The sequence below is a fragment of the Mycolicibacterium psychrotolerans genome, assembly GCF_010729305.1.
GTDB lineage: Bacteria > Actinomycetota > Actinomycetes > Mycobacteriales > Mycobacteriaceae > Mycobacterium > Mycobacterium psychrotolerans.
This window is the reverse complement of sequence record NZ_AP022574.1, coordinates 1767482-1783175: the sequence shown is the minus strand read 5'-3', so window position 1 is coordinate 1783175 and position 15694 is coordinate 1767482. Positions and strand designations below refer to the sequence as shown.

The window sequence follows — 15694 nt, the reverse complement described above, 5'->3', positions numbered from 1 at the left end:
CGCGGCCGTTACAGGCTGCTTTGACCCTCTCGTGGCATGGTGGCCAAACCAAATAGCGCGGCGACGACGCCGATGCCGCCGAGCACCAGGAACATCGGTACATAACCGTTCAGGAAGCCGGCCAGCACCGCGCCGATCCAGGGCCCCAAGGCGGTGGACAACGTGATCGGCGCGGCGAGGATTCCGCTCAGATGCCCGTAATGCGTTGCTCCCCAACGTTCGGTGACCGCAGTAGCCTGCAACAGAGTCATGATCCCGCGCACGCATCCGCTGACCAACACCACGGCGGTCAGGGTGACAACTGAGGTGAAAACCCCGAGAAGTGCTGTGGTCACCGCGACCGCGGCGAATACGAGGACGGTGCGGCACCGGACCCCGACGCGGCGCACCAGAGCCCGGTAGCCGAGACGACCCAGCACCTGGCCGACGCCTCCCAGGCCCAGCGCGATCGCGGCGACATTCGTGCTGATACCGCGTTCGGACATCAACGGGATCAGGTTCACGATGATGGCGTACGAAGCGCAGGTCGCCAGCGCGAACGCAATCGTCAGGGCGACGAAGGGGCGACTGCGGGCGGTGCGGCCGGCCGATTCGACGAGGTGGCGGTGCGGTGCGGGCGGCCAGGGTTGGCGCAGCCCTATCAAGTGAGCGGGAATCGTTACCGCGGCCAGGATGGATGCGAGTACGAGATAGGTTGTCCGCCAATCCAACACGCTCTTCATGGCGGCCACCAGCGGGGCGAACACCGTGCTGGCCAGTCCGGCGACGAGGGTGAGGATCGTCAGCGCACCGATGTGGCGCGGGCCGTACCAGCGGATCAACGCGGCGAACGCGGGCGGATACAGCACGGCGCCCATCGCCACGCCCACGACGATCCAGGCAGCGATGAACCAGGCGAGGTTCGGGGAGAACGACACGGCGACCAACGATGCGGGTCCCAACACAGCGCCGGCGGTCATGACCATGTGTGGTCCGCGGCGATTCAGCCAGCGGCCCACTCCGATACCTACCAGCGCCGAGGTGACGAGTGCCGCCGAGAATGCGGCTGTCACCGCCGGCTGCGACCATCCGGTGCTGGCGGTGATCTGTACAGACAGCACCGGGAACGCGTAGTAGAGCACGCCCCAACTGGTGATCTGGGTCAGGCACAGCGTCACCAGGACGCGGCGCAATCCTGCGTCCGTGGGTGAGCCTCGCTGCGCCGGAGCAGCGTCGCTCATGTCATCGCCAAGTGGACAGCACCCTCCTCAGGGCCCGCGAAAAGCGTAGGCCGCATCGACGTTGACGACCTCGAAACCCAGGCGTCGATAGGTGTTCACCGCCGCGGTGTTGTCCGATTCCACGTACAGCATCACCGCGGCGTCGCGGCCGTCGGCCGACAGCCGCGCGGCGAGGTGGTGCAGACCGGTCAGCGTCAGTGCCGCCCCCAGCCCGCGCCCCTGGGCGGCCGGGTCGACGCCGACGACGTACACCTCACCGAGGATGTCGGAATGCGTTTTGGTCCAGTGGAATCCGAGCAGCTCGCCGGTGTGCTCGTCGTGAGCCAGGAACAGCCCGGCCGGGTCGAACCACGGCTCGGCGCGGCGCTCGGCGATCTCGGCGGCGGTCCAGCCGCCCTGTTCGGGATGCCAGGCGAACGCGGCGTTGTTGACCCGCAGCAACTCCGAGTCGTCGCCGGGTCCGGTGTAGGTCCTGATGTGCACTCCGGCCACCGGCGGCGTGGGCGGGAGCCCGGCCAGCGGGCGCCGCATCTGCAGCAGCTCGCGGACGACGACCAGGCCGAGCGCGGCCGCGGCGGCGCGTGCCGGTTCCAGGTTGCCGTGCGCCCAGATGCGGGCGTCGGGCCCCCCTTCGGGCAGGCCGGCACGGATCATCGCGCTGCCGATGCCGCGGCGACGGGCCGCCGGGTGCACGACCAGCTCGGCCATCGCGGGCGCATCGTCGTCGGCGGGGGTGAGGTTGAGGTAGCCGCGCACGGCGTCGTCCTCGACCGCCAGCAGGTGGCGGGTGCGGTCGTGGGCGAGTTCGCGCAGCACCTGATCACCGACAGGGGCGATGTCGTCGGCGGCCGTCGCCGCGGCGATGAGCTCGCGCACCTGCCCCTGTTCCCGCTCGGACAGCTGCTCGCGCCAGTCGACCGCTGTCACTGACGCGGCAGCGCGTCGGCGGGCGTGCCGCCCAGCGCCTCGGAGACGTCGCCGTCCAGGGAACTGACGTCGTCGTCGTAGGGATCGTCTTCGAGGTCGTCGGTGTCGGCGGCCGCCGGCCGGCCCCGGGCGGGACGGACCGCCTTGTAGCCGACATTGCGCACGGTGCCGATCAGCGACTCGTACTCGGTGCCCAACTTGGCGCGCAGGCGCCTGACGTGGACGTCGACGGTGCGGGTTCCACCGAAGAAGTCGTAGCCCCACACCTCCTGCAGCAGTTGCGCGCGGGTGAAGACGCGACCGGCGTGCTGGGCGAGGTACTTGAGAAGCTCGAATTCCTTGTAGGTGAGGTCCAGCGGACGACCTCGCAGCCGTGCCGTGTACGTGCCCTCGTCGATCACCAGCTCACCCAGGCTGATCTTGCCCACGTTCTCCTGGTTGGCCGCCCCGCCGCGGCGACCGATGAGCAGGCGTAACCGGGCGTCGATCTCCGCCGGACCGGTGCTGGGCAGCAGGATCTCGTCCAAGCCCCATTCGGTGTTGACGGCGACGAGACCACCCTCGTTGACGACGGCCACCACGGGCACCGACGTCCCCGTGGTGCCCAGCAGGCGACACAGGCCACGCGCAGCGGCCAGATCGGTGCGTGCATCGACGATGGCCACATCCGCGGATCCGGCCTCGAGCAGCGACGACACTTCGGTGGGCGCTGTGCGCAAATTGTGCGCCAGCAGCGGCAACGACGGCAGAACCGATTCGGGATGCGGGTCAACAGTCAGTAGCAGTAGATCCAACTGGCCCTCCAGCTGCCGTGGAGATTCTTCGCCGGGGCCTCGCCGCTACATCGTTGTCGCGCGGTGACTTCCCAGATTCATGCCTGACATGTGGCCGTTACCCGGCCGATGGTTTCCTAACGATAGCGTGCCACCTGCTCTTGAGCCGCGCCGAACGAGCCTCTCGGTCGGTGTGGGCAACAATGTCCGGATGCGCAAGCTCGTCCTCGGTGCCGTCGCGACCACGGTCGTGGTGATCCTCGGTGCCGTCGGCGCCGACTTCGGGGCCGCGATCTATGCCGAGTATCGCCTGGCCAGAAGCGTGCGCAGCGCCGCGAACCTGAGCTGGGACCCGTCGGTGGCCATCCTGGGTTTCCCGTTCGTCGCCCAGGCGGTGAACCGGCATTACGACGAGGTGGAGATCAAGGCCAGTGGTGTGGATCACGCCGTGGTCGGCAAGGCGTCGCTGGAGACGACGCTGCATTCGGTGGACCTCGGGGATTCCTGGCTCGTCGCGCCCGACGCGGTGCTGCCGGTGGGCAAGGTGGAGAGCCGGATCATCATCGATTCCACCCACGTCGGCCGCTTCATGGGGATTCCCGATCTGCTCGTCGAGGCGCCCACCCGGGAGACCAACGACTCGACGGGTGGCACCACCGAGTCCGGAATCTCGAGCAACCGTGGCGTCGTCTTCACCGGCACCCCGCGACAGGCGGGCATCGAGGAGCGGGTCAGCATCGCCGTCGATCTGTCCGTCGTCGGGCCGGCCCGGACCACGCTGAAGATGACGGCGACCGGGGTGCTGACCGGGCCCGGGACCGCGGACGAGGACGTTCCGGCCGACAAGCTGCCCGCCGTGCTCGCCGCCTTCTCCGGCGAGCTGCCCGGCCAGAAGCTGCCGTTCGGCATCGCTCCCACGAGCGAGGGCGCGCGCGGCTCCGACGTGATCATCGAGGGCATCGCCGAGGGAGTAACCATCGACCTCGACGAGTTCAGACTGTCGTGAGCTCTTCGTGGATCGCCGTGATCGCGGTGCTGGTCGCCGCCTTCGGTCTCGCCTATGTCATCGGCAGGCTGCTGACGAGGCGCGCGGGCTTGCTGAAGGCGACCGAGGATGCGCCGGTCGTGGACACCAGCGAGCTGGGCCTGTCCCGCACGGGGCCGACCGTCGTGCACTTCAGCGCCGTGTGGTGCGGACCGTGCGCGGGGGTGCGCCGGGTCGTCGACCAGGTGTGCGCCGACCTTCCGGCCGTCGCGCACGTGGAGATCGACATGGACGCCAACCCGGATGCGGCGCGACGCCTTTCGGTGCTCTCGCTGCCGACGACATTCATCTTCGACGCCGACGGCCGCCAGCGGTACCGGACGTCTGGTGTACCCGGTGCCGCTGACCTGCGGTCGGCCCTGCAGCCGCTGTTGGCTTGATCACCATGTCATTGGGTAAGCTGTCAGCCGTGTCAGCCCGCGTCGAGCTCGTGCTCACCAAGCGCCGCGCAGTCGATCTGTGCCGCGTTGCGGGTTGTTGCTGTTGTTGTAGCTGCTGAGTAGCCGCGCTTTTCATCCTGCGCCGCACTCTGCGAGCGGCCGTTTTCGGCTTGCCGCGTCAGCCATCCCCGACAACAGGAGCACAGCCATGTCGAGCACCACACAGACACGTACACCAGTCCAGGTCGACGTCCGCGGTCCGCGGTTCGTCGCCTGGGTCACGACCGCCGTCCTCGTCGTCACGCTGCTGGTGTCGGCGTCGAGTCCGGCGATCGCGGCGGTGATCCTGGGCGCGCAGACGGTGGTGTTCGCGCTGGGCGCCGCGCTGGGTCCCCGCCGGCACCCCTACGGTCTGGTGTTCGCCTCCTTCGTGGCGCCCCGGCTCGGCCCGGTCACCGAGCGTGAACCGGTTCCGCCACTGAAGTTCGCCCAGCTCGTCGGCTTCGTGTTCGCCGTCATCGGCGTCGTCGGCTTCGCCGCCGGGTCCGCCGTGCTGGGCCTCGTCGCCACCGGTTTCGCGCTGGCGGCGGCGTTCCTCAACGCAGCTTTCGGGATCTGCCTGGGCTGCCGGCTCTACCCTCTGTTCCTCCGCCTGACCCCGACTCACTCGTAACCGAAAGGACCTCCTCCATGGCACGCTCCGACGTCCTGGTCACAGCCGACTGGGCCGAGAGCAATCTCGACGCGCCGAAGACCGTCTTCGTCGAGGTCGACGAAGACACCAGCGCCTACGACACAGGACACATCCCGGGCGCGATCAAGCTGGACTGGAAGACCGATCTTCAGGACCAGGTCAAGCGCGACTTCGTCGACGCCGAACAGTTCTCCAAGCTGCTCTCCGAGCGCGGCATCGCCAATGACGACACGGTGATCCTGTACGGCGGCAACAACAATTGGTTCGCCGCGTACGCGTACTGGTACTTCAAGCTCTACGGCCACGAGAGCGTCAAGCTCCTCGACGGCGGCCGCAAGAAGTGGGAGCTCGACGCCCGGCCGCTGTCCACCGACACGGTGACCCGCCCCGAGACCTCCTACACGGCGAAGGCGCCCGACAGCAGCATCCGCGCGTTCCGCGACGAGGTCATCGCCGCGATCGGCACCAAGAACCTGGTCGACGTCCGCTCCCCCGACGAGTTCTCCGGCAAGATCCTCGCGCCGGCGCACCTGCCGCAGGAGCAGAGCCAGCGTCCAGGCCATGTCCCCGGCGCCATCAACGTCCCGTGGAGCAAGGCGGCCAACGAGGACGGCACGTTCAAGTCCGACGACGAGCTGGCGAAGCTGTACGCCGACGCCGGCCTGGACGGCGAGAAGGAGACCATCGCCTACTGCCGCATCGGTGAGCGCTCGTCGCACACCTGGTTCGTGCTGCAGGAGCTGCTGGGACACAAGAACGTCAAGAACTACGACGGCAGTTGGACGGAATACGGCTCCCTGGTGGGCGCCCCGATCGAGTTGGGAAATTGATATGTGCTCTGCACCCAAGCAAGGACTGACGTTGCCCGCGAGCGTCGACCTGGAGAAGGAGACGGTGATCACCGGTCGCGTCGTCGACGGCTCCGGTCAGGCGGTCGGCGGCGCCTTCGTGCGGCTGCTGGACAGCTCCGACGAGTTCACCGCGGAGGTCGTCGCGTCGGCCACCGGTGACTTCCGGTTCTTTGCCGCACCGGGTACGTGGACGCTGCGCGCGCTGTCTCCGGCGGGCAACGGCGACGCCTCGGTGGCGCCGTCGGGTGCAGGCATTCACGAGGTCGACGTCAAGGTCGCGTGACTGACTGCGCCGTCGCGCCCTCGGCTCGGCGCGGCGGCGCGCACCTTCCTCGGAGGGTTCGCTGATCTTGCTGTGAAAACGCTGCACGATTAGCTGTTGTCGGCGACGATAGGGTCACCGCCCGCGCACCCGCGCGGGCCATGACCTTCGAGGATCCGACCATGAAGATCACCATCGCCTTCGCCGCCGCCGCGGCGTTCGCCGCCGTCGGCTTGGTCAGTGCTCCCTCGGCCCTAGCCGATCCCGAGGGCGATTTCCTATCGGTGATCGGCAAGGGCGGCATCACCTGGCCGTCGGAGAAGACCCAGCAGGTCATCGACACCGGCCGCGCGGTATGCCAGGACTGGGACAACGGAGCCTCCTTCGAGCAGGAGGTGGCCGACCTGACCAGCGTCACCGACTGGTCGGATTACCAGGCCGGCTACTTCATCGGGGCCGCCACGGGCGCCTTCTGCCCGGAGTACGAGGCCAAGGTCAGCTGACGTCGGCGCTGCGATGAGCGGCAGTTAGACTGGCACCGTGGTGCTGTTCTACGAACTCCTGCTCGTCGCGGCCGTCGTGGTGATCACGTGGTTCGCGTTGTACGCGCTGTACCGGCTGATCACCGACGAGTCGTGACCTCTGGCGACGACGCGGTCGCCGCAGCAGCCGAGCGTGCCCGGGAGACCGCCGCGCGCAACATCCCGGCTTTCGGTGACCTGCCCGTGCCCGCCGACACCGCCAATCTGCGGGAGGGCGCGAACCTCGATGACCGGCTGCTCGCTCTGCTGCCGTTGGTGGGCGTGTGGCGCGGTGAGGGTGAGGGCCGCGGATCGCACGGCGACTACCGGTTCGGCCAGCAGATCGTGGTGTCCCATGACGGCGCGGACTACCTGAACTGGGAAGCCCGGTCCTGGCGGCTGACCGCTGACGGCGACTATGACGGTCCGACGTTGCGCGAGAGCGGGTTCTGGCGGTTCGTCAGCGATCCCAACGATCCCGGCGAGTCGCAGGCCATCGAGTTGCTGCTCGCCCATTCCGCCGGCTACATCGAGCTGTTCTACGGCCGCCCGCTCAGCCAGTCGTCGTGGGAGCTCGTCACCGACGCGTTGGCCCGCAGCAAGTCCGGCATGCTCGTCGGGGGCGCCAAGAGGCTCTACGGCATCATCGACGGCGGCGACCTCGCCTACGTCGAGGAGCGGGTCGATGCCGACGGTGGCCTGGTCCCACACCTGTCCGCCCGACTGTCCCGGTTCATCGGCTAGTGCGCCCCCTGGCTGTGACCGCGGCATTGACCGCGGCGGGCATCGTGGCGGCCTGTTCCTCTCCGTCGGCGGATGTGCCCGCCTCCTCCACGACGACGGTGTCCCCCAGCGTCGGTCACGGGTCGCTCGCCTACTGCCTGGGTCAGCACGGGGTGCCTGCCCCGCCGGGGCCGGCCTCCGGGCCACCGCCGGGCGTGGATCCGGCCACCTGGGATGCGGCGATGCAGGCCTGTTCGTCGTTGGCACCCGGACCGGACGCCCCGGCAAACCCCTAGACATGGAGCGGCCCCCGAGCCGTTGTTCCTGGTCGGACTCAACCGAGGGGCTCGGGGGCCGGGTGACTGCGGGGAATTCGCCAGCGCGCGCAGGTGTGCGACAACGGCTCCCCTGGCGCTGCTAGCTCGCAGCCACCTCACATGTCCATAAGTCATTCAATTTGTCGGACCACCTCCTTCCCTGTGTACAGGCGAAGGTACCCGCGCAACGGCTGGGCGACAAGACAATTAATCTCTCAGCGATCACGGGTGATCGCTGCGTCGACAAGGGCGGCGAAGTCGTCGGCCAACGGCGAAGGGGGCAGCGGATTGCCGTCGAGCGTGTGCACCCGCGCCGCCAGCGTGATGCTCGACACCAGCCAAACACCTTGCGCGGCAAGCAGATCCGCAGGCCGCAAGGCTTGGTAGTCGCAGTCGTAGCCCTTGTTGCGCGCCACCTCGAACAGCGCCTGCTGCGTGGTGCCGCGCAGGATCGGATACCACGGCGGCGGGGTGAGCAGGCAGGGCCGGCCGTCGGCTGAGGTGGCTGCGATGACGACGGTCGACCGGGGACCCTCGAGGATGTGGCCGTCGGTGCTGACGAAGACGACGTCCCCGGCGCCGTGGCGCTCGGCGTGCCGCAGCGCGGCCATGTTGACGGCGTAGGACAGCGTCTTCGCGCCCGCCAGCAGCCAGGGCATCCCGTCGTCGGCGTCCGAGGCCAGGCCGCGGTCCAGCATCAGCGCCGCCACGCCGTTGCGCCGCACGCCGGCGACCCGGGCGGGCAGCGGGCTGATCGTGGCGTACGCCGTGCCGGTGGGATCGCTCTCCCTGCCGCGGCTGTAGACCAGCCGTAGCGCGGCCTCCTCACCGCCGGCGGCCACCCACTGATCCACGGCGACGCGGACGGCCGACCGCCACTGCGGCAGATCCGGCTCCGGCAGGTCCATCAGTCGCGCCGAATGCGTCAGGCGTCCCAGGTGCGCGTCGAGCAGGCACGGGCGGCCGTGCCGGATCAGCAGCGTCTCGAAGATGCCGTCGCCGCGCACGGCGGCCAGATCGTCGGCGTAGAGCAGCGGCGCCTGCGGATCGCGGAGCTGTCCGTCGAGCGAGACCACCACCCTGAGTCCGTCCGCCATGGGGCACCAGCGTAGTCCCGGCGTCTCGGGGCCGGCTCGTAGAGTTGACCTATGTCTGCGAGTTCGGCGGGGATCCCCGCCCCGGAGAACGGTCCGGATGCCGGTGCGGTCTGGCATTACGGTGATCCGCTCGGCGAGCAGCGCGCCGCCGCGCACGGCGCGGTCGTGGTGGACCGCTCACACCGGGCGGTGATCGCGCTGACCGGATCCGAACGCAAGACCTGGCTGCACACGATCTCCAGTCAGCACGTCAGCGACCTGCCCGACGGCGCGGTCACCGAGAACCTGAGCCTCGACGGCCAGGGGCGAGTCGAAGATCACTGGGTGCAGACCCAGCTCGACGGCGTCACGATCCTCGACACCGAGCCGTGGCGCGGCGACGCTCTGTTGAGCTTCCTGCGCAAGATGGTGTTCTGGTCGGACGTGGTCGTGGAGCCTGCCGACCTGGCCGTGCTGTCGCTGCTCGGGCCGGCACTGGCCGACACGCCGGTGCTCGACGCGCTCGGCGTCGACGTCCTGCCGGCCGCCGGCACGGCCGTCGCGCTGCCCGACGGCGGCTTCCTGCGCTCCCTGCCCGGCTCCGCCGGAGAGGTCGACCTCGTCGTTCCGCGTGACCAGACCACCCAGTGGTTGGACCGGCTGGTGGCCGCAGGGGTGCGCCGCGCCGGGGTGTGGGCTTACGAGGCACACCGGGTGGCGGCGCTGCGTCCGCGCCTGGGTGTGGACACCGACGAGCGCACGATCCCCCATGAGGTCGGCTGGATCGGGTCCGCAGTGCACCTCGACAAGGGCTGCTACCGGGGTCAGGAAACCGTCGCGCGGGTCCACAACCTCGGTAAACCGCCACGAATGCTCGTAGTGCTGCACCTCGACGGCGCCGCCGACCGGCCCGCCGCCGGCGACCCCGTGCTGGCCGGCGGCCGCACGGTCGGCCGGTTGGGCACCGTCGTCGACCACGTCGACGAGGGACCGATCGCGCTGGCGCTGCTCAAGCGGGGCCTGCCTGCGGACACCGAGCTCAGTACCGGTGGCACTGTGGCGGTGTCGGCCGCGATCGATCCCGACTCGATGCCCGCCGCCGATGTGGCCGGCGCAGGCCGGCTGGCGGTGGATCGGCTGCGCGGCGGCGCGCGCTGAGCCAAGGGCGAAACGGGGGCTGCCAGCGCCGCGGCGTTCGGCACGGTAAAGTGTCGGCAGGACAATAAGAACACTCAGATCGGAGCCGCCTAGTGATTAGGCCGCTCCGTTATTGCGCGAGGGGGTTCCCCCATGGGCCGCGGCCGGGCAAAGGCAAAGCAGACCAAGGTTGCTCGTGAGCTCAAGTACAGCTCACCGCAGACCGACTTCGAGCGGCTCCAGCGCGAGCTAGCCGGCGGATCCGACGATGACCGTGTCAACGGGGACGTGCCGGATGATCGCTGGGTGGACGAGGACGAGTGGCGACCCTAGCCGCCCGTTGGTCGGCACTCCGCGGCTAGAACCGCGGGTGCTGGCCCACCAGCACTGCTCGTGACCCATCCTTGCTGCCCTTCTCGATGCTTCCCAGGGTCCAGCAGTTCAGGTGCCGGGCAGTCAGCACGGCCAGTGCGCGGTCGGTGTCCTCCGGCGCCACGACGGCCACCATCCCGACCCCCATGTTGAACGTTTTCTCCATCTCGGCTCGTTCGATGCGGCCGCGCTGGGCGATCATGCCGAAGACGGGAGCCGGGGTCCAGGTACCGCGGTCGAGCTGGGCGACCAGACCGTGCGGGATGACGCGCTCCAGATTGCCCGCCAGCCCACCACCGGTGACGTGGCAGAACGTGCGGACCTGAGTTTCCGCGGCCAGCGCCAGGCAGTCCTTGGCGTAGATGCGGGTGGGTTCGAGCAGTTCCTCGCCGAGCGTGCGGCCGAACTCCTCGACGTGGCCGGCCAGGTTCATGTGGTCGATCTCGAGCAGCACGTGGCGGGCCAGCGAGTATCCGTTGGAGTGCAGGCCGGTCGAGGCCATCGCGATGAGCACGTCGCCGGGGCGGACCCGGTCGGGTCCCAGCACGTCGTCGGCCTCGACGACGCCGATACCGGTCGCGGAGATGTCGTAGTGGTCGGGGGCCATCAGGCCGGGATGTTCGGCCGTCTCGCCGCCCAGCAGCGCGCATCCGGCCATCACGCAGCCGTCGGCGATGCCGGACACCAGCTCGGCGACCCGTTCGGGCACGGTGCGTCCGACCGCGATGTAGTCCTGCAGGAACAGCGGCTCGGCGCCGCACACCACGAGGTCGTCGACCACCATGGCGACCAGGTCGATGCCGACGGTGTCGTGCTTGTCCATCGCCTGGGCGACGGCGAGCTTGGTACCCACGCCGTCGGTCGACGAAGCCAGCAGGGGCTCGCGGTAGCCGCCACGCAGCGCGAACAGCCCGGCGAACCCGCCAAGGCCGCCGCGCACCTCGGGCCGGGTGGCCTTCTTGGCGAGCGGCTTGAACAGCTCGACAGCGCGGTCGCCTGCTTCGATGTCGACCCCGGCCGACGCGTAGGAAATGCCGTGTTGTTCGGCGCGATCGGTCATCGGCCCCAAGGTTACCGGTCTGCCGCGCCGGCCGGTACGGCCCTAGCCGACGTGACGGTCCAGCCACTGCCCCAGCGGGACGGCGGCACGCAGTGTCGTGACCACGCGATCTTTGGCTCTGCGGGTGCCGAGCCAGGCGCCGACCGGCCAGCTTTTCATCATCGCGAGGCCCTTGTGCCTCAGCAGCTCGATCCGCGGATGGTCGGCGGGGTATCCCCGGGGGGCGGTCTTGAGCACGTCATGCGCCGTGATCTGGTAGCCGGCCGCCCGCAGGGCCGCGACGATGCCGGCCAGTTCGGTTCCGGAGTCCGGATCGTGGACAGCCGCCCGGAAGCGTTGCAGCGCCGCAGGCTCCGGCATGTACAGCCCGCTGCCTGCGGACAGCCCGTCGGCCGAGAACGACACGTAGCCGGCACCGATCCGCGCGGCGCAGGTGGTCTTGTAGGGGCTCTTGTCCGCGCTGAACCGCACGTCGCGGTACGGCCGGAACATCGAGCCGGGGCCGAACTCGTCGGCGAGCTCGGCGAGCAGTTCCTCCATCGGCGCCTTCACATGGCGGTCGTAGATCTCCCGATGGTCCTGCCAGTAGACCTTGGAGTTGTCGGCCTCGAGACCCTCGTAGAACTCCACCGCCTCGATGGGCCAGCCGCGAAACGCCATGACGCCATTGTGGGTCATCCCCGGGCAAACGCCCGGGTGCGGGTTATCGCTGTGCGATCCTGACTGACCATGGGACAGACGCGGCGCCGGTGTGCGACGGTGCCGGCGCTCGCCGCGCTGCTGATGGCCGCCCCCGGCGGGGCGTCGGCCACGCCCGGCGCCGGGGTCGACGCGGTCACGCTGTCGGATTCGACGGCCGACAACAGCCACTATGTCGCCAAGCTGCTCACCATCGCCCCGGGCGGCGGCACCGGCTGGCACTTCCACCCCGGCGACGTGTTCGGGGTGGTGCGCTCGGGCACGCTGACCCACTACGCCGCGGACTGCTCGGTCGACGGGATGTATCCGGCGGGTTCGACGATCACCGAGAGGAGCGGTCCGGGGTATGTGCACGCCGGGCGCAACGAAGGTCCGGACCCGCTGGTGATGTGGGTGCTGTATGTGAATCCGGTGCTCGATCCTGCCGATCCGGTCGGGGTTCCGCTCGTGGTCGACGCTGCTGATCCGGGCTGCCCGATGCCCGGGTCCGGTTAATGAGCCCGTTTGCGGGCAATCCACCTCCCCATCGGCACCGAACTCCTCTCGAGTGTCGACGACGAATGGAGTGCTGGTGTCGGCTGAGCAAGTGAAGTGCCTGGTGACGGGTGCGACCGGGTACATCGGTGGGCAGTTGGTGCCCGAGTTGCTCGGCCGCGGCCATGCCGTGCGGGCGATGGCGCGCAAACCCGCCAAGCTCGACGACGCGCCGTGGCGCAGCCGGGCGGAGGTGGTGCGGGGTGATCTGACCAAGCCCGAGTCGCTCGCCGAGGCGTTCGAGGGCATGGACGTCGTCTACTACCTGGTGCATTCGATGGGCACGTCGAAGGACTTCGTCGCCGAGGAGGCCAGGTCGGCCCGCAACGTCGCCGCCGCCGCCGAGAAGGCCGGGGTGCGCCGGGTGGTGTATCTCAGTGGTCTCCATCCGGAGGGCGTGGAGCTGTCCCGGCACCTGGCGTCGCGCGTCGAGGTCGGCGAGATCCTGATGGCGTCGTCGGTGGAGGCGGTGGTCCTGCAGGCGGGGATCGTCATCGGTTCGGGCTCGGCGTCGTTCGAGATGGTGCGGCACCTGACCGACCGGCTGCCGGTCATGACGACACCGAAGTGGGTGCGCAACAAGATCCAGCCGATCTCGATCGACGACGTCCTGTACTACCTCGCCGAGGCGGCGACCGCGGAGGTGCCCGAGTCACGCACCTGGGACGTGGGCGGCCCGGATGTGATGGAGTACGGCGACGCGATGCAGACCTACGCCGACGTCGCGGGTCTGCGCCGCCGGGTGATGGTCGTGCTGCCGTTCCTGACGCCGACGATCGCGAGCCTGTGGGTGGGGTTGGTGACACCCATCCCCTCGGGCCTGGCCCGGCCGCTGGTCGAGTCCCTCGAATGCGACGCGGTGTGCCATGAGCACGACATCGACGCGGTGATACCGCATCCGCAGGGTGGGTTGACCGGGTACCGCGACGCGGTGGTCGCCGCGCTGAAGGAGGATGCGGCGCACAAGGGTGGCCGCAGGCATCTGCTGCGATTCAGTAAGGTTGTGCCGCAATAGGTTCGGGGCACCACGTCGGGGGCGTCACGGGCGTCGCAGCGCCGAGGCGTTGTCGTTGTCGGCCGCGAGCGGGATACCGGTGCGTGCCGCGGTCGCCAGCATGTGTTCGATGACGTTCTTGCCCAGCGCCGTCTCCCCGGGCAGTTCGATCGGGTAGTCGCCGTCGAAGCACGCCGAGCAGAGCCGCGTCGCGGGCTGCTCGGTGGCGGCGATCATGCCGTGCTGGGAGATGTAGCCGAGCGTGTCGGCGCCGATCGCGTGGCGGACCGCGTCGAGCATCTCATCCCCGGTGCCCTCGGCGTTCGCCGCGTTGGCGATCAGTTCGGCCGGTGTCGCGAAGTCGATGCCGTAGAAGCACGGCCATTTCACCGGCGGCGAGGCGATGCGCACGTGCACCTCGACCGCACCGGCCTCGCGCAGCATCCGGATCAGCGCCCGCTGGGTGTTGCCGCGCACGATCGAGTCGTCGACGACGATCAGCCGCTTACCGCGGATGACCTCTTTGAGCGGGTTGAGTTTGAGCCGGATACCGAGCTGGCGGATCGTCTGGGACGGCTGGATGAACGTCCGGCCGACGTAGGCGTTCTTCATCAGGCCCTGGCCGTAGGGGATCCCGGACTCCTGGGCGTAGCCGACCGCGGCCGGTGTGCCGGATTCGGGGACGCCGATCACCAGGTCCGCCTCGACAGGCTTCTCCCGGGCGAGCCGGCGCCCGATCTCGACGCGGGTGGCGTGCACCGAGCGGCCCACGATCGTGCTGTCCGGCCGGGCCAGATACACGTACTCGAACACACAGCCTTTCGGCGTGGGGTTGGCGAAGCGTGACGAGCGCACCCCGTCGGCGTCGATGGCCAGCAGCTCGCCCGGCTCGATGTCGCGCACGAACGAGGCGCCGACGATGTCGAGCGCGGCGGTCTCCGAGGCCACCACCCAGCCCCGGTCCAGCCGGCCCAGTGACAGCGGACGCACCCCGTAGGGGTCACGCGCCGCGTAGAGCGTGTTCTCGTCCATGAAGGTCAGGCAGAAGGCGCCGCGCACGGTCGGCAGCAGCTCGAGTGCCGCCTGCTCCAGCGAGGAGTCGGCCGCGCCGTGCGCCAGCAGCGCGCCCAGGATGTCGGAGTCGGTGGTGGCAGCGGCAGCGCCGCGGTTGCTCATCAGCCCCTGGTCCCGGGCGCGGGCCGCCAATTCGGCGGTGTTGACCAGATTTCCGTTGTGCCCCAGCGCGACCCCGGTGCCCGCAGCGGTGTTGCGGAACACCGGCTGTGCGTTCTCCCAGGTGGTCGAGCCCGTGGTGGAGTAGCGGCAGTGTCCGACGGCGACGTGGCCCGGCATCGCGGCCAGGGTCTGCTCGTCGAAGACCTGACTGACCAGACCGAGGTCCTTGAACACCAGCACCTGTGAGCCGTCGGCCACGGCGATACCGGCGGCTTCCTGCCCCCTGTGCTGCAGGGCATACAGGCCGTAGTACGTGAGTTTCGCCACTTCCTCGCCGGGTGCCCAGACTCCGAAGACTCCGCACTCTTCTCGAGGTTCGTTCTCTGGCTGCGCGGGCTGCTCGGCGGTCACGATCTTCGCTGCTCCCTAGGGGCGGTGGGTGACGGTGGCCAGTCTACGGTGAACGTGCGGGAAACGCGGAATCATGCACCCGCGTGGCCGCGCAGAACAACGAACGCATCCGGGCGGCCATTCCCGACGTCAGTCCGGCAGCGCCACCAGCGGCAGCGCCGACGCGATGTCGACGGCCCGGGCTCCCGAGAGCGCCAACGTTCCGGCGGCCGCCGCCTCGGGAACCGTGAGCAGACCGGTGGCCAGCAGCAGCCAGGTGCGGGGGTCGGTCTCGACGACGTTGGGCGGGGTGCCGCGGGTGTGTCGCGGGCCCGGGATGCACTGCACCGCGACGAACGGGGGCACTCGCACCTCCACGGACGCACCGGGGGCCACCGCCGCCAGGGTTCTGGCCGTCGTCCGGACGGCCTCGGCGAGTTCGGTACGGTGTGGCGCGGGTGCCCTCTCGTCACGGAGCCACTCGGCCAGCGCCGCCACCGCGGCACGGGTCTTTGCCGGATCGGCAGTACGGCGAACGGCCAT

Annotated in this window: 21 protein-coding genes; 13 read left to right on the top strand and 8 right to left on the bottom strand. The window is 69.4% G+C overall.

Going from position 1 to position 15694, the window contains the following annotated elements; all coding sequences use genetic code 11:
• Positions 1–8: 8 nt before the first annotated feature.
• From G6N45_RS08795 to G6N45_RS08785, 3 genes are read right to left on the bottom strand one after another with little or no spacing between them, the layout of a single operon-like run.
• Positions 9–1220: an MFS transporter gene (locus G6N45_RS08795; RefSeq protein WP_163721718.1), complete on the bottom strand. Its 1212-nt coding sequence runs from the start codon at positions 1218–1220 to the stop codon at positions 9–11.
• Between the two features lie 27 nt (positions 1221–1247).
• The gene (mshD, locus tag G6N45_RS08790) at positions 1248–2147 is read right to left on the bottom strand and encodes a mycothiol synthase (RefSeq protein WP_163721716.1); all 900 of its coding nucleotides are present in this window, start codon (positions 2145–2147) and stop codon (positions 1248–1250) included.
• The gene (locus G6N45_RS08785; RefSeq protein WP_163721714.1) at positions 2144–2941 is read right to left on the bottom strand and encodes a winged helix-turn-helix transcriptional regulator; all 798 of its coding nucleotides are present in this window, start codon (positions 2939–2941) and stop codon (positions 2144–2146) included. Before G6N45_RS08785 ends, mshD begins: the two co-directional genes overlap by 4 nt.
• 190 nt (positions 2942–3131) lie before the next feature.
• On the opposite strand from G6N45_RS08785, the gene lmeA reads away from it, so the two are divergent.
• The 9 genes from lmeA (at position 3132) to G6N45_RS08745 (ending at position 7692) form a co-directional block, all read left to right on the top strand.
• Positions 3132–3926, top strand: a complete 795-nt coding sequence (gene lmeA / locus G6N45_RS08780; RefSeq protein WP_163721712.1) for a mannan chain length control protein LmeA — start codon at positions 3132–3134, stop codon at positions 3924–3926.
• On the top strand, positions 3923–4345 hold the full coding sequence (locus tag G6N45_RS08775) for a thioredoxin family protein (protein WP_163721710.1): 423 nt from the start codon (positions 3923–3925) through the stop codon (positions 4343–4345). Before lmeA ends, G6N45_RS08775 begins: the two co-directional genes overlap by 4 nt.
• Before the next feature lie 5 nt (positions 4346–4350).
• On the top strand, positions 4351–4464 hold the full coding sequence (locus G6N45_RS28385) for an Ms5788A family Cys-rich leader peptide (protein WP_407664336.1): 114 nt from the start codon (positions 4351–4353) through the stop codon (positions 4462–4464).
• 89 nt (positions 4465–4553) lie between these two features.
• A complete protein-coding gene (locus G6N45_RS08770; protein ID WP_163721708.1) occupies positions 4554–5018 on the top strand; it encodes a DUF4395 domain-containing protein in 465 nt (154 codons plus the stop codon).
• Positions 5019–5035: 17 nt separating this feature from the next.
• Complete coding sequence (locus G6N45_RS08765) at positions 5036–5869, top strand: sulfurtransferase (RefSeq protein WP_163721706.1); 834 nt, start codon at positions 5036–5038, stop codon at positions 5867–5869.
• A gap of 1 nt (position 5870) precedes the next feature.
• Positions 5871–6173: a DUF1416 domain-containing protein gene (locus G6N45_RS08760; protein WP_024448701.1), complete on the top strand. Its 303-nt coding sequence runs from the start codon at positions 5871–5873 to the stop codon at positions 6171–6173.
• 161 nt (positions 6174–6334) lie between these two features.
• Positions 6335–6655 (top strand): DUF732 domain-containing protein, encoded by a 321-nt coding sequence (locus tag G6N45_RS08755; protein ID WP_163721704.1) that lies wholly within the window; start codon positions 6335–6337, stop codon positions 6653–6655.
• 132 nt (positions 6656–6787) lie between these two features.
• The gene (locus G6N45_RS08750) at positions 6788–7417 is read left to right on the top strand and encodes a heme-binding beta-barrel domain-containing protein (RefSeq protein WP_163721702.1); all 630 of its coding nucleotides are present in this window, start codon (positions 6788–6790) and stop codon (positions 7415–7417) included.
• A complete protein-coding gene (locus G6N45_RS08745) occupies positions 7417–7692 on the top strand; it encodes a hypothetical protein (protein ID WP_163721700.1) in 276 nt (91 codons plus the stop codon). Before G6N45_RS08750 ends, G6N45_RS08745 begins: the two co-directional genes overlap by 1 nt.
• 236 nt (positions 7693–7928) lie before the next feature.
• On the opposite strand, the gene G6N45_RS08740 is transcribed toward G6N45_RS08745, so the two are convergent.
• Positions 7929–8810 carry an aminodeoxychorismate lyase gene (locus G6N45_RS08740; RefSeq protein WP_163721699.1) on the bottom strand — a complete coding sequence of 294 codons (882 nt, stop codon included), beginning with the start codon at positions 8808–8810 and terminating at the stop codon, positions 7929–7931.
• Positions 8811–8861: 51 nt separating this feature from the next.
• Here G6N45_RS08740 and ygfZ point away from each other — a divergent pair, with 51 nt between their 5' ends.
• Together ygfZ and G6N45_RS08730 are read left to right on the top strand one after the other, a co-directional pair.
• A complete protein-coding gene (gene ygfZ, locus G6N45_RS08735) occupies positions 8862–9947 on the top strand; it encodes a CAF17-like 4Fe-4S cluster assembly/insertion protein YgfZ (RefSeq protein WP_163721696.1) in 1086 nt (361 codons plus the stop codon).
• A 132-nt stretch (positions 9948–10079) separates the two neighbouring features.
• The gene (locus tag G6N45_RS08730; protein WP_057149164.1) at positions 10080–10259 is read left to right on the top strand and encodes a DUF3073 domain-containing protein; all 180 of its coding nucleotides are present in this window, start codon (positions 10080–10082) and stop codon (positions 10257–10259) included.
• Positions 10260–10284: 25 nt separating this feature from the next.
• Here the strand turns inward: G6N45_RS08730 and purM are convergent, their stop codons facing one another.
• Positions 10285–11358, bottom strand: coding sequence for a phosphoribosylformylglycinamidine cyclo-ligase (gene purM, locus G6N45_RS08725; protein ID WP_057149165.1), 1074 nt, complete (start codon positions 11356–11358; stop codon positions 10285–10287).
• A 42-nt stretch (positions 11359–11400) separates the two neighbouring features.
• Positions 11401–12018 (bottom strand): DUF2461 domain-containing protein, encoded by a 618-nt coding sequence (locus G6N45_RS08720; RefSeq protein ID WP_163721694.1) that lies wholly within the window; start codon positions 12016–12018, stop codon positions 11401–11403.
• Between the two features lie 69 nt (positions 12019–12087).
• Between G6N45_RS08720 and G6N45_RS08715 the strand changes: the two genes are divergently transcribed.
• Both G6N45_RS08715 and G6N45_RS08710 read left to right on the top strand, forming a co-directional pair.
• Entirely contained in the window at positions 12088–12552 is a 465-nt protein-coding gene (locus G6N45_RS08715) for a cupin domain-containing protein (protein WP_163721692.1), read from the top strand.
• A gap of 76 nt (positions 12553–12628) precedes the next feature.
• Complete coding sequence (locus G6N45_RS08710) at positions 12629–13606, top strand: NAD(P)H-binding protein (protein WP_163721689.1); 978 nt, start codon at positions 12629–12631, stop codon at positions 13604–13606.
• A 24-nt stretch (positions 13607–13630) separates the two neighbouring features.
• On the opposite strand, the gene purF is transcribed toward G6N45_RS08710, so the two are convergent.
• The gene (gene purF / locus G6N45_RS08705; protein WP_163721687.1) at positions 13631–15172 is read right to left on the bottom strand and encodes an amidophosphoribosyltransferase; all 1542 of its coding nucleotides are present in this window, start codon (positions 15170–15172) and stop codon (positions 13631–13633) included.
• Between the two features lie 129 nt (positions 15173–15301).
• The gene (locus G6N45_RS08700) at positions 15302–15694 is read right to left on the bottom strand and encodes a sterol carrier family protein (protein ID WP_163721686.1); all 393 of its coding nucleotides are present in this window, start codon (positions 15692–15694) and stop codon (positions 15302–15304) included.

Coding starts and splice junctions, on each gene's coding strand:
- G6N45_RS08795 (WP_163721718.1), bottom strand. CDS start 1,220: ATGAGCGACGCTGCTCCGGCGCAGCGAGGCTCACCCACGGACGCAGGA.
- lmeA (WP_163721712.1), top strand. CDS start 3,132: ATGCGCAAGCTCGTCCTCGGTGCCGTCGCGACCACGGTCGTGGTGATC.
- G6N45_RS28385 (WP_407664336.1), top strand. CDS start 4,351: ATGTCATTGGGTAAGCTGTCAGCCGTGTCAGCCCGCGTCGAGCTCGTG.
- G6N45_RS08770 (WP_163721708.1), top strand. CDS start 4,554: ATGTCGAGCACCACACAGACACGTACACCAGTCCAGGTCGACGTCCGC.
- G6N45_RS08765 (WP_163721706.1), top strand. CDS start 5,036: ATGGCACGCTCCGACGTCCTGGTCACAGCCGACTGGGCCGAGAGCAAT.
- G6N45_RS08760 (WP_024448701.1), top strand. CDS start 5,871: ATGTGCTCTGCACCCAAGCAAGGACTGACGTTGCCCGCGAGCGTCGAC.
- G6N45_RS08755 (WP_163721704.1), top strand. CDS start 6,335: ATGAAGATCACCATCGCCTTCGCCGCCGCCGCGGCGTTCGCCGCCGTC.
- G6N45_RS08740 (WP_163721699.1), bottom strand. CDS start 8,810: ATGGCGGACGGACTCAGGGTGGTGGTCTCGCTCGACGGACAGCTCCGC.
- ygfZ (WP_163721696.1), top strand. CDS start 8,862: ATGTCTGCGAGTTCGGCGGGGATCCCCGCCCCGGAGAACGGTCCGGAT.
- G6N45_RS08730 (WP_057149164.1), top strand. CDS start 10,080: ATGGGCCGCGGCCGGGCAAAGGCAAAGCAGACCAAGGTTGCTCGTGAG.
- purM (WP_057149165.1), bottom strand. CDS start 11,358: ATGACCGATCGCGCCGAACAACACGGCATTTCCTACGCGTCGGCCGGG.
- G6N45_RS08720 (WP_163721694.1), bottom strand. CDS start 12,018: ATGGCGTTTCGCGGCTGGCCCATCGAGGCGGTGGAGTTCTACGAGGGT.
- G6N45_RS08715 (WP_163721692.1), top strand. CDS start 12,088: ATGGGACAGACGCGGCGCCGGTGTGCGACGGTGCCGGCGCTCGCCGCG.
- G6N45_RS08700 (WP_163721686.1), bottom strand. CDS start 15,694: ATGGCCGTTCGCCGTACTGCCGATCCGGCAAAGACCCGTGCCGCGGTG.